This is a genomic window from Microcoleus sp. PH2017_34_RAT_O_A, from assembly GCF_020737885.1.
Lineage (GTDB): Bacteria > Cyanobacteriota > Cyanobacteriia > Cyanobacteriales > Microcoleaceae > Microcoleus.
Genome location: NZ_JAEQDD010000003.1, coordinates 76,401 through 89,943 on the forward strand (window position 1 = coordinate 76,401; position 13,543 = coordinate 89,943).

Annotated in this window: 11 protein-coding genes; 6 read left to right on the forward strand and 5 right to left on the reverse strand. The window is 46.3% G+C overall.

Features of this window, described 5'->3' with window-relative positions; translation table 11 throughout:
* Nucleotides 1–89: 89 nt before the first annotated feature.
* The 4 genes from JGK11_RS02580 to JGK11_RS02595 all read right to left on the reverse strand — a co-directional run bounded on the left by JGK11_RS02580 (nucleotide 90) and on the right by JGK11_RS02595 (nucleotide 5,382).
* Nucleotides 90–2,282: a PAS domain S-box protein gene (locus tag JGK11_RS02580; RefSeq protein WP_293176173.1), complete on the reverse strand. Its 2,193-nt coding sequence runs from the start codon at nucleotides 2,280–2,282 to the stop codon at nucleotides 90–92.
* A 288-nt stretch (nucleotides 2,283–2,570) separates the two neighbouring features.
* The gene (locus JGK11_RS02585) at nucleotides 2,571–3,779 is read right to left on the reverse strand and encodes an AAA family ATPase (RefSeq protein ID WP_293191152.1); all 1,209 of its coding nucleotides are present in this window, start codon (nucleotides 3,777–3,779) and stop codon (nucleotides 2,571–2,573) included.
* Between the two features lie 71 nt (nucleotides 3,780–3,850).
* Nucleotides 3,851–4,396 (reverse strand): RNA 2'-phosphotransferase, encoded by a 546-nt coding sequence (locus JGK11_RS02590; protein ID WP_293176177.1) that lies wholly within the window; start codon nucleotides 4,394–4,396, stop codon nucleotides 3,851–3,853.
* 302 nt (nucleotides 4,397–4,698) lie between these two features.
* Nucleotides 4,699–5,382: a class I SAM-dependent methyltransferase gene (locus JGK11_RS02595; protein ID WP_293201118.1), complete on the reverse strand. Its 684-nt coding sequence runs from the start codon at nucleotides 5,380–5,382 to the stop codon at nucleotides 4,699–4,701.
* Between the two features lie 518 nt (nucleotides 5,383–5,900).
* On the opposite strand from JGK11_RS02595, the gene JGK11_RS02600 reads away from it, so the two are divergent.
* The 3 genes from JGK11_RS02600 to JGK11_RS02610 are packed head-to-tail and all read left to right on the forward strand — an operon-like array spanning nucleotide 5,901 to nucleotide 11,125.
* Nucleotides 5,901–8,732: a diguanylate cyclase gene (locus JGK11_RS02600; protein ID WP_293210449.1), complete on the forward strand. Its 2,832-nt coding sequence runs from the start codon at nucleotides 5,901–5,903 to the stop codon at nucleotides 8,730–8,732.
* 25 nt (nucleotides 8,733–8,757) lie between these two features.
* Nucleotides 8,758–9,339: a Uma2 family endonuclease gene (locus JGK11_RS02605; protein ID WP_293176183.1), complete on the forward strand. Its 582-nt coding sequence runs from the start codon at nucleotides 8,758–8,760 to the stop codon at nucleotides 9,337–9,339.
* A 55-nt stretch (nucleotides 9,340–9,394) separates the two neighbouring features.
* Complete coding sequence (locus JGK11_RS02610; protein ID WP_293176185.1) at nucleotides 9,395–11,125, forward strand: leucine-rich repeat domain-containing protein; 1,731 nt, start codon at nucleotides 9,395–9,397, stop codon at nucleotides 11,123–11,125.
* Nucleotides 11,126–11,217: 92 nt separating this feature from the next.
* Here the strand turns inward: JGK11_RS02610 and JGK11_RS02615 are convergent, their stop codons facing one another.
* Nucleotides 11,218–11,424 carry a hypothetical protein gene (locus JGK11_RS02615; protein ID WP_293176187.1) on the reverse strand — a complete coding sequence of 69 codons (207 nt, stop codon included), beginning with the start codon at nucleotides 11,422–11,424 and terminating at the stop codon, nucleotides 11,218–11,220.
* A 301-nt stretch (nucleotides 11,425–11,725) separates the two neighbouring features.
* On the opposite strand from JGK11_RS02615, the gene JGK11_RS02620 reads away from it, so the two are divergent.
* The 3 genes from JGK11_RS02620 to JGK11_RS32800 are packed head-to-tail and all read left to right on the forward strand — an operon-like array spanning nucleotide 11,726 to nucleotide 13,143.
* A complete protein-coding gene (locus JGK11_RS02620; protein WP_293176189.1) occupies nucleotides 11,726–12,019 on the forward strand; it encodes a hypothetical protein in 294 nt (97 codons plus the stop codon).
* Complete coding sequence (locus tag JGK11_RS02625) at nucleotides 12,006–12,830, forward strand: DUF6745 domain-containing protein (protein ID WP_366034381.1); 825 nt, start codon at nucleotides 12,006–12,008, stop codon at nucleotides 12,828–12,830. The genes JGK11_RS02620 and JGK11_RS02625 overlap by 14 nt, the downstream gene beginning before the upstream one ends.
* Nucleotides 12,778–13,143 (forward strand): DUF6745 domain-containing protein, encoded by a 366-nt coding sequence (locus tag JGK11_RS32800; RefSeq protein WP_325315088.1) that lies wholly within the window; start codon nucleotides 12,778–12,780, stop codon nucleotides 13,141–13,143. Before JGK11_RS02625 ends, JGK11_RS32800 begins: the two co-directional genes overlap by 53 nt.
* Nucleotides 13,144–13,543 lie beyond the last annotated feature (400 nt).

Sequence of the window (13,543 nt, forward strand, 5' to 3'; positions counted from 1 at the left end):
CAAAACTTAGTGAAAAAACATTAGTCCTTAGTCGCCACATTCTGATAGGAAAAGCACCCTCAAATAATTCCAGGTTTGGATCGAATCGATTAATCGTTACCGATCGCAATTTTAACGATTAACTCAGTTCCCTCTCCCGGACGAGAAATACACAGCAAGTCACCACCATGCTTTTCTACTACCAAATGCTGGGATATTGCCAATCCCAAACCTGTGCTCGTGGCCTGACATTTAGTGGTAAATAAAGGGTCAAAGATACGGCAGAGAACTTCTTCAGTCATTCCAGGGCCGTTGTCGCTAATGGCGATCGCCACTTCGCTCTCCCCTATCACTTCTGTCCGAATCCGAATTTCGGGATTGAATATTTCAGTTCCCGAGCTACCGGCAGACAACAAAGACTGATTTTGGATTGTACCATACTTTTCCGGATTTCTTCCCTCTGCTTCCAAAGCGTCGATCGCATTTGTCAACAAGTGCATGAACACTTGATTTAACTGTCCCGGATAGCAGCGGACTCGCGGCAAATTCCCGTATTCCTTAACTAGAGAAATACCCGGCCGTCCCCCTTTAGCTTGGAGGCGATTTTGCAAGATCAGCACAGTGCTGTCCAAACCTTCATGGATATCCGCAGGCTTCATTTCAGGTTCGTCAGTACGCGAGAACAAGCGGAGCGATCGCACAACATCCCGAATTCTCTCCGAACCGACTTTCATTGAATTTAGCAGTTTTGGTATGTCTTTTTTGATGAAGTCTAAGTCTAATTCTTCCATCAAATCTTGAATTTCCGGAGCTGGATCGGGATAATTTTTTTGGTAAAGGTCGATCGAACGCAGCAGTTCTTGAATGTAGCCAGTGGCGTGGCTGACGTTGCCAGAAATGAAACTAACTGGATTGTTGATTTCATGCGCTATTCCTGCTACCAACTGCCCTAGAGATGACATCTTTTCTGTTTGAATCAGTTGAGTTTGAGTTTGCTGCAAAACTAACAGCGTCCGCTCTAATTTTGCCGCTTGCTGGCGCAGGCGTTCTTCCGATTCTTGCAAAGCCAACAAAGACTGTTTGCTTTCTGTAATGTCCAATCCCACAAATACTGCTGCCGTATTTTTTTGATATTTTTGAGCCACAATTAAATAAGTTTTATTTTCTCCTCTGATGCTCGCTGTTACTTCTTGAGAGGTCTTATGGTTCGAGCCGACAAAAAAATCGTATACTAAGTCGTTAAATTTGGGACTTGTATCTAAAAAACCTACTTTTTTACCTGTAAATAGTTCCGCAGGCATTTGGTAAGCGGAAGCTAAATGTCGGTTTACTCCCAAGTAGCGCAAATCGGAACTTACCCAAGAAACTAATCCGGGCACCGCATCCAAGACGGCTTGAAGTTGCTCTTTTGCCTCTAAAAGCGCAGATTTTGCTGCGAGGCGAGCCCAAATGTCGCGGGCGATCGTGCAGCAGTATTCGCAGCCGTCGTATTCTAAATAATTGACTTGAACTTCGACGGGAAAACTGGTGCCGTTTTTAGTTCTATAACTGGTTTCAAAAGTAAGGTTGTTTTGCTGCTTGAGTTCAACCCAGCGATCTGGCCAATCCGATGCTGACAATTGCGAATCGATGTCGCTCAATCTCAGGTTTAGCAGTTCCGATTCCGAGTAACCTCCTCGATCGCAAGCCGCTTTATTCGCATAGCAAATTTGACCGTCGGAGGTGGTAAAAAAGACTGTATCAGCAGCATTGTCGAGGGCATTTTGAGTTAGTTGTAGTTTTGTTTCTAACTGCTGGCTTTTGCCACCGGGCCTCCATATATTGTAGAAATTTCTTTCTGTTATCTTTTCGGCAAACAGGATCAAACCGCCGATCGCACCCTCGTTATTTTTCCACGGCAAAAATACCCATTTTTCCGAAGCGCTGACCCCAACTTCGATTTTTCCTGCTACAGATACGGGCGATTGCCCTACGACAAACTCGCTATATTCCAAAACTCCCGCCAAACAAGCGCGAGCATTTTGGTGCCAATATTCCGGGAGATTTGGGAACAGTTCCCAATGAGACCGACCAAGGGCCTCACCGCCACCAAACCCGCAATCTGTTTCCCAGCGACGAGAAACCGACAGATAGCGCATTTCACAATCTACCATTGCCACGGCGTCGGCGGAGCGCTCCACAAACCGCCGAAATCCCTCTTTATTTTCGGACATGGCTGCATCAGGGGGTTGGTGGGCGATCGGGATTTTCCCCCCGGCATACCTTCCCAGTCGAATTTCTTGCTTAACTGGCTTAGTTTGCACGATTTGGGATTTCCTCCATAGCTGTCAAGTTTGAAAAATCTATTTCAGACCTAAAACACTCTTCCCCTGATTGGCTGTTTTGGGTGATACCCTTGGAGGGTCTCACCCATCAGTAATATCATTTTTTAGGGGATGTGTCCATAGGTACTTAATAAATTGTTCCCGAAACTTTGACATTCAGGAAATTTCCTCATAATTATTCAACATTTGAGGTGGCGCAGCAGTACGCGCGGCAAGGCTATCCCCCTTCGTGAATAGCCCAAAGTGTGTGAGACTTTACGTGCCTCGTCAAACAAATTTGTGCGTAAATTCACTGGTAAAATCCACTCTCCCTTTCCGCAGCATCGCAGGATCTAATCTTTCAATCGTGTTGCAAGTGAGTAGCACTACGAGTTTCTGCTGAAATTGAATCCCGTGCTCGTCCATCACGCTTTGATACAGAGTTCCATCCAGCAAACTCAAAATATGTTCAGTTTTGTTACTGCGTTGGGCCGCTGCGGTCGATCGATCTTGAGCCAAATTATCAGCCTCGTTGATAATAATGCAAATCCGCTCCAAATAACTCGGCGGCACAAAATTTTCCACCGCATCATGATCTAAGATAAAAATCACATAACCCAGCGGCACTAAAATCTCCTTTGCTACCGCTTGAGTCCAAGCAGTTTTGCCAGTCCCCGGTTCGCCACTAACCAACACAGCCAACTGATTTTGGTCGAGAATTGCCTGCTGAACAGTATCAGTAAAACTTTGAACTTCCGCAGAAAAAGTCCGAATAGGGAAGTAACTGTGAACCTGTCCGACACGGCTTTTGTACCCGCTGAGAATCACCGCTAAATTATAAGTAGCCTTGCTAACTAACGGCGCAATATCTTTGCAGATCAGAGTGTAGCACCGCCGACCCCTGTCGTAGCTGTCAATTTGCAGCCAGCAGCCTGCTTGTCCCCAATAAGCATAAACAGTACCCAAAACTTCCAAGCGTTCCCAGCTAACAAATCGCTCCCGCGGATAAGAAAAATGCCGTTCCATAAAAAACTGGGTAATCACATCCGGTTTCCCCAGCAAATCCAGAACTTTGAAAACAGCAATCTCTTGGAGTTTGTTGAGAACGTAGTCGATGGGAATGCTAGCGCGGCTGACCAATTGAACAACAGGCGTTTCGGTGACTAAAACATCTTTGTAACGGTAATCCGGGTAAACTGGCTGCGGAGTAATGTAATCCCAAAACTCGTCTATTTCGTAGCGAGTATTTTCCGAAAATACATTTAAGATATTCGCCCACCAAGTATACTGGTGTCGTCCCATGGCATCGGCGATATCGCTGGCTGCATCTAAAGTTTTTTGAGCGAGTTCTACAGGGTCGCTAGATGCTAAGTGCAGCAGGTGTTCCCAATCAAATTGACGGTAGAGAGGTCGCCAGCCCGATCCTAGCAGCCCTCGATTTTGAGGGTTGTTTTGATTAAAATTGTTGTCGCGATCGCCCATATCTTCCGCACTCATCTTGTAAAACTCCTAGTTACTCTTATTTTAAAATATTTGCCGCACACTTGCTAGAACCAAACAGGATTTTCTCAATATACTTTTAGATAATTGGGCGGCACCATATCTACCAACCAAACTTTGTTATCCGAACAGTAAAATGTATGGCCGTCGCATTGCATTGCTGCGGTATCTACAATCAAGACTGCCGGGATGCCGTGTCTGGCACCTACTTTACGGGCTGTTTGAATGTCCGCCGACAAATGAACGTGATGCCGCGACATTTTCCGAATTCCTTCACTGAGAATAGACTCGACGGCAGTCTTACCTGTTCCGTGATATAAAATATCTGGGGGAACAGCAGGTTCTAACTGCAAGTCAACCTCTACACTGTGTCCTTGGTTGGCCCGAATTAGAGTGCCTGTCGAGTCGAAGGAAAAGCGCTGTTTGTCGTTTTGGGCGACTACTTCCTTGAGTTCGTAAGGCTGAACAGAAAAGTTATTTTTTTGGCAAGCATCGAGGAGTTCGCTAACAGCAATCCAGCCCCCCGGCGCGAGTTGAATGCCGATGCGCGAGGGCGCGTGGCGCAGGTGTTTGCTGAGATATCGGCTAATTTTTATTAATCGGGAATCGTTCATCCTTTTACTTAATTTATTGAGTTATTTTGTGGGTATATCGGGTTTATTTAATCTGTTTTTACTGGGAGAGGGATTGAGTGAAATTATGCGGTCAACTCAAGTATGATTTTTTTTGTATCTCTCGTTTATAGCTGAATCTCACTCCCCCTAAATCCCCCTTAGGTCGCAGCGTGGTTTTATTGTTGGGAAAGAGATAGGTACGTTGTTGGGCTTTAGCCCTCTTTCGACATATATATAAAGAGGGCTAAAGCCCAACAACGTACCTTTATTAAGGGGTATTTTTTTTAGAAAAACTTTGCCTTCTACATGGGGACAATTCCGCCAAAAATAGCAAAATTGAGATAGCGCCAGTGACAAGCTGCGTCTGCAAAACCAGCTTCTGCAAGCCACTTTGTTTGTTCTTCGACAGAGGAAGGAATATCTTCTTTTAGATAGCTGTTAAAACACGCTGCATCGTCTTCTCCATTAGCTTTTATGTACTGCCGCCACAAATGTTCGTATTGCTCGGTTAGCTTTGGGGTAGCACCTGTGACAATATCTCGGATTAGCAAGATTCCCCCGGCATTCATTGAGTGAAAAAGTTTGTGAAATAGCTGTTTTTTTTGTTCGCCGTCGAGGTGGTGGATTGCCAACCCTGAAACTACTAAATCGTAGCCGCTGCCGAAATCATCTTCGGCGAAGTTTCCCTGCTGCAATGTCAGGCGTTCTTGGAAAGCGGATAAGTTAGTTTGACAAACTTTTAGCATATTTTCCGCCATGTCGAAGGCTGTGACTTTTGCTTGAGGAAATGCTTGCAAAATCATTGCAGACAGTATGCCAGTTCCCGCACCTAAATCTAGAACTTTTATGTTGGCATGGGTTTCAAAATCAATTAATTGCAATATTATTTCGTGTTGCTCGCGATACTGCGGAATGAGGCGGGGAATTAAACCGTCATAATCAAATGCTCTTTGTTCAAATTGCTCGCGTACTAAGTCTAAATTCATAGATAAATTCACAGAAACTTTTCCTCAAACTTTTAATGGTTGAGTGCGTTAATGCAGTTGGGCTGCTCTTTGGTTAAATGTCGTATTACATTTTATAATACAAAACATTTACAGACCTGTCAAGAGGTAGGAGAAAATAATTTAACTGAAGTTGCTGACGATCGCAAAACACAGACTTTGTTAGCGATTTCCCAGCCAATTATTTGGGAACTGTCAAGCCCTGCAAATATATCTGGGATGTGGAGATGAGGCAGAATGCGGGAGACTCGAAAGCCTGGGGCAGAGATTTTGTGCCAGATGCGGCAGGGTAATTTTCAGAAAAAAGTTGGGTTTTTGCAGCCAGCGGCCCAGCGGGCAGATCTGAGAAAATCTGTCTTCAGATTGACCAATTTTAGTCTAAACTTCAAATAAAATTTCAGGTGACTCCAGTTTTCCAAAATAGTGCCACTGTAGGCAGCTATCCCCAACCCCGATAGTTCTTGTTCATTCCTCATCTAAAATCTCGAATCTCAAATGGTATGACTCCTGAGTGGATGTGCTGTTTGCCGAGCATTCATGAAAATAAAAATATACAAAATATTACACCTGCCGGTGCGGAAAAAACAGTGATAATTAATCAGGATGCGAGTAGATTAGGTGTCAGTCATCAGGGGACAATAGAAGCAATGGAAATTCAAGAGCGGAGCCAGGAGCGGCGCGATCGCCTCAGTCAAATTTCTACGATAAAAGAACTAGATTCGTCGCTGCAAGAAGGTTTAGATTTTAAAGTAGCGATCGACCAATCGGCACTGGCGGTGAGAACCGACGCCCGAGGAATTATCAATTATGTCAGCGATCGACTGTGCAGCATCTCTAACTATTCGCGTATTGAACTAATAGGCAGCCATTTTTGCATCCTCCATTCGGAATATAAGTCTTCGGAATTAATCAAAAATCTGCTGTCAACAGTTGCCAAAAATGAAGTTTGGCAAGGAGAAATGAAGAACCAAGCCAAGAATGGCAGCGATTATTGGGTGCACGCAGCAGTAGTTCCGCTTTTGGACTTTAACGGGAAACCCTGTCAGTATTTGGCGATCGGATTTGACATCACCGATCGCAAAGCCGTTGAAGCAGCCCAAGCCGCAGTCAACCGCGCCAAAGACGATTTTTTGGGCATTGCGGGACACGAACTGCGATCGCCCCTGAGCGCGATTTTGGGATGGGTGCAGCTAGCTCGATCGCGCAAGTTAAACGAAGCTACCACCAACCGCGCTTTGGAAATCATCGAGCGCAACGCCAAATTGCAAAACCGCCAAATAGACAATCTCCTCGATTTGAGTCGGCTGCTGCGGGGGAAAGTCCGCCTGAACCTGGCTCGGGTTCACCTCCCATCTGTCATAGAATCGGCTATTGAGACCGTCCGCCCCGCCGCCGAGGCCAAAAACCTCCGCGTAGAAACACAGTTCTACCCGGGCGTCAGCTACGTTGTGGCCGATGTAGAGCGCTTGCAGCAAATAGTCTGGAACCTCCTGGCCAACGCCATCAAATTCACCCCAGAATCGACACCAGACCCAGTTGAAGTGCGGATCGAGCCTACACAGTCGGGTACCTTGATTCGGGTCAGCGACAGCGGTTGCGGGATTGAACCCAAATTTGTGCCGCACATCTTTGACTACTTCCGCCCCGGAGATAGCTTCCAGTCCAAGGAACAAAATCGGCTCGGGTTGGGGCTCTCAATTGTGCGGCATTTGGTGGAATTGCACGGGGGAACTGTTTGGGCTTCCAGTCCCGGCCTGGGTATGGGGACGACGTTTGGGGTGCTGCTACCCGTAGCGCACAGCAACAATTCGCGCGACGATCGCAAAAGCGCGATCGGCCGCACCGAAAACCACGCGGAATCGGTTCCCAAACCCTTAGCCGGAAAGCAAGTGCTGGTGGTGGAAACCAGCGCCGAGATTCGGGAATTTCTCAAAAGTGCCCTCGAAGCATTTGGAGCCAAGGTAACAGCGGTGAGTAGCGCTTGCGAAGCGATGGCGCAGTTGGAACAGTCGCGGCCCGACGTGTTGGTGAGCGATATGGCGGTGTCGGAAACAGACGGCTCCGATTTGATCCGCCGCATCAGAGCCATGGAAATGTCCGAGCAAAGGGAACTGCTGCCGGCGGTGGCCCTGACGGGAGGCGTCCGTGAGGAGGATTCGGCATCGGCCCTCTCTGCGGGGTTTCAGAGGCATTTGTCGAAGCCGGTGGAGGCGAATCTGTTGGTAAGCGCGATCGTCCAATTGGCAGGGATGAGTGAATTTGGCTGCTCAGACGAGGGAAATGTTGGGGCGATCGCCCCGCTGCCGGACTCTAACAGTTGTGACGACAAAAATAATGGGGGACAATTAACGCCTGACAGCCGAGAGTTACCGCTGTTGCTGGTAGTAGAAGACAACTATTCTCTGCTGGCTTACCTCCAAACTTTATTGAGTCCGTACTATCGAGTTGCGGTGGCGATGGACGGGGTTGAAGGTTTGGAAAAAGCCAAAAGTTTGCAGCCGAATTTGATTTTGAGCGACCAAATCATGCCCCGACAAAACGGACTGGATTTGCTCAAAGAGATTCGGAATACGCCGGAGTTGAGTTCGACTCCAGTAATCTTTTTGACAGCGCGATCGGGCATGGAAGCTCGGATCGAAAGTTTGGATGCTGGTGCTGACGATTATATTTCCAAACCTTTTGACGAGAGGGAACTGTTGGCGAGGGTTAGAAACTTGCTGAGAACCCACGCAGCCGAACAGCAGTTGACGGTGCTCAACCGCCAGTTGCAGCAGCAGAAACGGCAGTTAGAAACAGTGAATCGAGCCTTGCAGTATTTGGCAACTTACGACAGTTTGACTGAGGTAAGAAACCGCCGCTTTTTTAATGATTATATGGATGCGGAATGGCGGCGTTTGGCGAGGGAAGAAGCGCCGCTGTCTTTGATTATGTGCGATATCGATTACTTCAAACTTTACAACGACACTTACGGCCACCAACCGGGGGATGAGTGTTTGCGGCAAGTGGCGCAGGTTCTCCAGTGTTCGGTAAAGCGATCGGCTGATTTAGTTGCGCGTTACGGTGGAGAAGAATTTGCGGTAGTTTTGCCGAATACGGATATTGAAGGTGCGGCTTGCGTTGCTGAAAGGATCGCTCAACAGGTGCGGGGTTTGCAGATACCTCACGCGCAGTCTGGTGTCAGCGAATATGTCACGCTGAGTTTGGGTGTGGCTTGCTGCATTCCGGCGCCGATGTCGCAGCCGGCGACGTTAATTGCGATCGCCGATGAGTCGCTGTATCGCGCGAAAGCCGCTGGGCGCGATCGGGTTTCGGTTGCCGCATTTCTAGGATAATATAATAGTTAAAGGAGGTCGCGCCATGACACTAATATTAGATAAGCCCAAAGACCAACGGTTAACTCACTCCGGGATTGATTGGCAACAATTCAAACTAATCGAACAGGGATTCTCCGACTCCCCCGGCATTAGACTGTTTTATTTCAAAGGCGAGGTAGAAATTTTGGCAGTTTCGCAAGAACACGAATCATTCAGCAGGACGATCGCAGGTCTGCTGATGGACTACTTTGTGGAAAAAGACATCGAGTTTAACCCTTTGGGTAGCTTTACTCAAGAGAAAGGACAGGAAGTCTCAGTACAAGCTGATGAATCTTTTTTAATTGGAAAATCAACAGGTAAAACCCCCGATCTTGCCATCGAAGTAGTATTTACCAGTGGGGGAGAGAGCAAATTGAATCGCTACCAAGCCTTGGGGGTTCCCGAAGTTTGGTTTTGGGAGGATGGATTATTTGGTCTGTATCATTTGCGATCGCACGGCTATGAAAAAATTGCCCAAAGCGAAGTTCTGCCAGACTTAGATATTAATTTATTGTCTCGGTGCTTGCTGATGGCTTCTAGGATTGAAGCGGTTAAGGAGTTTCGGCGCGGGATTTCTGGGGTTTAGAGGAAAAGTTGACCAAGAATTCTTATTTTCGTAAAAAATTTAAAATCTTATTGCCATGTCAGAACAACAGCCCAATCCCGCAGAATTCAGCAGCTTTGCCGATTGGTGCTTGCACAAAAAAAGCCTTTCTCCCGAAGCCAGACATACTGTTGAAATGTTGTTAAATTATGCTGGGACTTCTGATATTAATGAAGCGAACCGCATACTGTCAAGTAGGAAAAAGAAGAAGCTATCGCTGGGCAACAATCAAATATCAGACCTTACGCCACTGCAATCTCTGACTAATGTGACTAAGCTGAATCTGGACAACAATCAAATATCAGACCTTACGCCACTGCAATTTCTGACTAATTTGACTAAGCTGTCTATGTGCAACAATCAAATATCAGACCTTACGCCACTGCAATCTCTGACTAATTTGACTAGGCTGTATTTGTACCGCAATCAAATATCAGACATCACACCACTGCAATCTCTGACTCATTTGACTGAGTTGAATCTGGACAACAATCAAATATCAGACATCACACCACTGCAATCTCTGACTCATTTGACTGAGTTGAATCTGAGCTACAATCAAATATCAGACATCACACTCCTGCAATCTCTGACTCATTTGGCTCATCTCGATCTGATGGGCAATCAAATATCAGACATCACATCGCTACAATCTCTGAAAAATTTGACTTATCTGAATCTGGACTCCAATCGAATATCAGACATCATACTGCTGCAATCTCTGACTAATTTGACTTCTTTGTATGTAAACTTTACACCTGAACAGAAGGCTCTCATAGAAGCCTATGAGAATTCGTGGGGAACTCTTGCCCACTCTACGGAACCCATCTCTTACCGCAAAGCCGCAGCCGCCCTTAAAGCTGGCTACGAACTCCTCGGTGTAGAAGCCCCTGAAATCACTTTTTGCAGTGGCCCTCACTCTGCATTAGTACAATTACCCATGTTGAAAAAATCTAATAATAATGATTTGATCGATCGACTTAAAAAACAAGTAAAAGATCCACTATTACCTTTGACATTCACAACAGAATTCCAGCAGCTATCTTCTTCATATTTTCTTAGATGGGAGGAACAGCTTAAACAACAATTAAGAGCAGATTTTTCTAACTATAAGAACCACTTAATGTCGATAGTTAATCCGAGATATGCCGTTGATGCTGTCACTGTTGCTGAATTTTGTGTTTCTGCCTTGGGCATTGTTTTGAAGCCAGAGGCACAAAAAGCTTTGGAATGCCTCAAACAGATTTTAGTAGAATGTGGCTGGATTTTGACGTTTGAGAATGTCTGCTATGTGTGCGATCGCCCAACCAAACTCTCCCTCGACAGCGAGTACCGCCTCCACGCAGAAGGAGAAAGTGCGATCGCATTTAGCGACGGTTACAAACTCTACTCCTACCACGGCGTAACTTTGCCCGAAAAATACGGACAAATTCACCCCAATCAATGGGAAGCTACCTGGATTTTAGAAGAAGAAAATGCCGAACTCAGGCGAGTGTTAATTCAAGGAATTGGTTACGATCGAATTTGCCAAGAATTGCAAGCAACAGATTTAGATACTTGGCAAGAATACACGCTGCTAAGAATCGATGCTGATATTGATGGCTTCGATACCGATGAAAAAGAGCCAATTTATTTGTTAAAAATGACTTGTCCGAGCACCGGATTCATTCATGCTTTGCGAGTTCCGCCCGATATACAATCTGCAAGGGAAGCAATTCGTTGGGTGAATTGGGATGTCGATTATGAGGAGTTTTCGGTGCAAACTTGAAGTTTTGGGGAAGTTAGAAACCTCGTTGATAAGAGTCGGCGGTTGAAACCGCATCTATACAAACAATGTCCGAGCGAGCGAGGGACTGAAGACTAATCTTTGTATTCTTTCATTTGCTGGCGAATGGCTGCCTCAATCTTAGTATCGAAATCCGGATCTCCCACTTTCGTGATGATTGAATTCGATCGCTCTTTCCGCCTGTCTAAGTAAGCTTGCAGTGCTGCTTTATCCCCGCGATTTTTCAGGAAATAACGCTTCAATTCTCGATCGCCCATTGCAGTATAATCTACTTGGCTCATTGTAAATTAACCGTAATTCATGTAGGGGCGGGTTTCACCAACAATCTTTCATTCACACCGACAATATCTATAAACCCGCCCCCACCCAGGCGACTTTCTCGAAACTGGCATCAATTATAGCATTTCTATTGTCGATCGCACTTTCACCCTCGAACCTAACCCCTGTCAGTACAGCAAACAGTTATGGAATATGGTCGATCGATCGCCATTGACGTTCCTGTATTACCAATGTAGTATATAATTACGGTAGAAAAGCCCGATCGACTTACCAAAACCAGCAAACAAAATTAACAAAAAACCTATGCAACCCATCCGACAAGGCGATGTAATTCTCACCCCCGTACCGCAAATCCAAGGTGACAAAAAACCTCACCTCACCCTCGCCGAAGGTGAAGTCACCGGACATTCTCACCAGATTATTGAGGGGCAAGCTGAACTGTACGAAAAAGACGGCACCCTGTACTTGCGAGTGCTTTCGCCGACAGCTTTATTGAGTCACGAAGAGCACAAAGCGATCGCAATTCCTGAAGGTAATTGGATGGTGCGGATTCAGCGCGAATACGAACCCCAAGGCTGGAGGTATGTCGCAGACTAAGGTTAAAAAACTCACGCCAGCACAAGAGGCTCTGATTCGAGTTTATCGCGACAAGTGGAAGGCGATCGCACTTTCGACTGGCCCGATCGATCGCTCTCAAGCTGCGGAAACTATTACATTAGCTTACAGGGCGATCGGCAAACCAGCACCGGAAATCATTTTTTGCGATCGTCCCTACCAAGCCGCTAACATCATCGCCAGCCACGCAGACAAGCCCAGGAGTCACCTGCGGAGCCAATTAGAGAGCAAACTTCGCAGCGAACTTGAAAAACAACTGCTGACTTGTCTGCGCGGACAACTAGAAAACCAGCTAAAACGTCAACTGCAAAATCAACTCGAAAATGAACTTTACACCCAACTGCAAAGCCAACTGTGGAGTCCCCTGCGCGATCATTTAGCGATGGAAATAGCGAGCAAATTGCCGATCGATTTAAGGGGACAGCGGGCCCGGTATTTGCACTACACCCATCTCAACAAACAACTAGATAATTGCATTCAACCGGAATTGTGGGCTAGTGGCGGGAGTTTGTTAGATTTTTGCATTTCTGTGTTGAATTGCGCGCACTCCTACGGCAATATCTGGACAATTTTTCAATCGCTTGTCAAGACTTGCGGCTGGATTTTTCCCTATGACAAAGTTTGTGTAGTGTGCGAAAAGCCGATCGCACTTTCGGCAGATAGCAACCACCGCTTGCACGCCGGAAGCAGCACCCGCCGTACAATTTGCCGACGGTTTGGCGATTTACGCCTATCACGGCGTGATTTTACCCGAATGGTACGGCCGCCTGCAACCCCGCGAGTGGCAGTCTAAATGGCTGTTGAAGGAGCACAACGCAGAGGTTCGGCGAGCCTTAATTCAGGGCATCGGGTGCGATCGTATTTGTCAAGAACTAGCAGCCACAGAGTTAGACACTTGGCAGGAATATACCCTGTTAAAAATGGATTTTGAGGACGATTTCGACGCCGATGGGATGCCATTACCAGTTTTTTTGTTAAAAATGACCTGTCCGAGTACGGGGTTTGTTCATGCGCTGCGAGTTCCTCCAAATGTGACCTCTGCACAAGAAGCAATTCGTTGGGTAAACTGGGGAATTGAACCGGAGGAGTTTTCGGTGCAAACTTGAATATTTCTATTTACCTAAAAGTCAGTTAGTTCGTCCTTATGAAAGCCCGCCAGGGGTTTAAACCCACGGGGCTTTTAGCTAAAGTCCGTTTTAACGGACTGGTAGTATTAAAACACCTCACAAATTAACAGCCACTATTTTATGAAATTGCGCTCTTACTCTCCTTAATTTATGTTTAAAATCAGTCCGTTGAAACCGACTTTCGCTATGTATGAAGCAGGGGTTTAAACCCCTGCCGGATAGTGCCGCAGTCGCGTAGAAAGTTGATACTAACGAATGAAAATTAAATAACTTACAGTTTTTATTGTTCTTGTGAGATGGGCGTCCCGCCCGTCCTTTCTAGACGGGCGGGACGCCCATCCCACAAATATGTGTAAATTATTTAATTCGCGATGCTTAC